Annotated in this window: 1 protein-coding gene; it reads right to left on the reverse strand. The window is 53.6% G+C overall.

The window, feature by feature from the left end:
• On the reverse strand, positions 1-65 hold a 65-nt coding region (locus H043_RS31255), incomplete at its 3' end, for a two-component regulator propeller domain-containing protein (protein ID WP_368681408.1).
• Positions 66-1,229: the final 1,164 nt, after the last annotated feature.

The raw sequence follows: 1,229 nt of genomic DNA on the forward strand, positions 1-1,229 counted from the left end.
CCTGTCCCGATCCACACCCTTCCCGCAGCATCGATGGCAAGCGCATTGACTATGTTAGATGGCAGGCCGGAATTCTAGGTACCATAGTGTGTGACTACACCTGTGGCCTTATCCACCTTTGCCAGACCATTGGTCATACCTGCCCATACCACACTACCTCCATCAGCCACGGTAGTGACGTGCTCCCCCGCCGTCCATGCATTCCACCGTACCTGCTGGGCTACGGCCAGAATGGGAATACAGACGAGTATCAGCGCACGTATCAGGTGCTTCATCATATCTTGCTATCCTGTTTACTTCAAAAAATTTACGTTATGTTTGCAAAGACTTTGATGTGGCTGTAACCGCCATGTATGCTGTTTGGCAAAATGCGTTATATTTTTTCAATATATAGCGAGCATGAACAAATATGTCAAGGCGGTATATGAAGCTCAGACATGAATTGGGACAGCAGGCATGACAAAGGAGGCAAAAGCCGCCACAGCCTGTCTGGCCACCCGTGCGTAGCTCGCCGACGAAAGCGACCACCGCCCCCTTAACCAGACAAAAGCACCACCATAGCACCGCTCCTTCCACCCTTCAAAACAACGCATCCCGCGGCCGCCCTCCAGCCCACAGCGCAATCACATAGGCCAACAGCACCAACGCCAGCACCTTCTCCATCAACTCCTGCCGCTTGTTCATCCCCCGCTCCACGGCTTTTCTCGATTTTCATCCGATGTCGATAATAGCCTGGGGCCTGCTCCGGCTCCAGATCAGTCATGAGCCACAGCGGCTTGACTTCGGTCCAGGGCCACACCCCCAGCAGATGCACCGGCAGCTGCCCCTTGTAGAAAAGCAGACAATAGACGTGGTGCTAACCCCGCTTAACGTGCAGCGCTACCCTCTTTGTTAGAGAACCCGGGCGGCTGCGCGCCCAGTTGCAGCCGAAGCACAAAATGAATCCCTTCTTGCCGAAAAAACGGCAACAGCTCCAGACCGCTGAATTCCCTATCCAGTACTAGCGAACGCTCCCCCGGTTAAAAGCTTGCGCGATGAGATGGGCGACGGGCAACCTGTTCACCAGCCCCGCTCTCCAGCAAAGGTTGCCGGCTTAAGGAGTCACATTTGGTAAAAGCTAAGAGCTAATGACTTACAGCGGCTCTCTCGCTCAGAACCAGATTCACAACAGGAAGGGCTCTTAGCTCCACTTTCGACATATCAACAAACTTGCTGGCATCCTCAATTTC

Source organism: Pseudomonas sp. URIL14HWK12:I6, from assembly GCF_000514195.1.
In the GTDB taxonomy this organism is placed as follows: domain Bacteria; phylum Pseudomonadota; class Gammaproteobacteria; order Pseudomonadales; family Pseudomonadaceae; genus Aquipseudomonas; species Aquipseudomonas putida_A.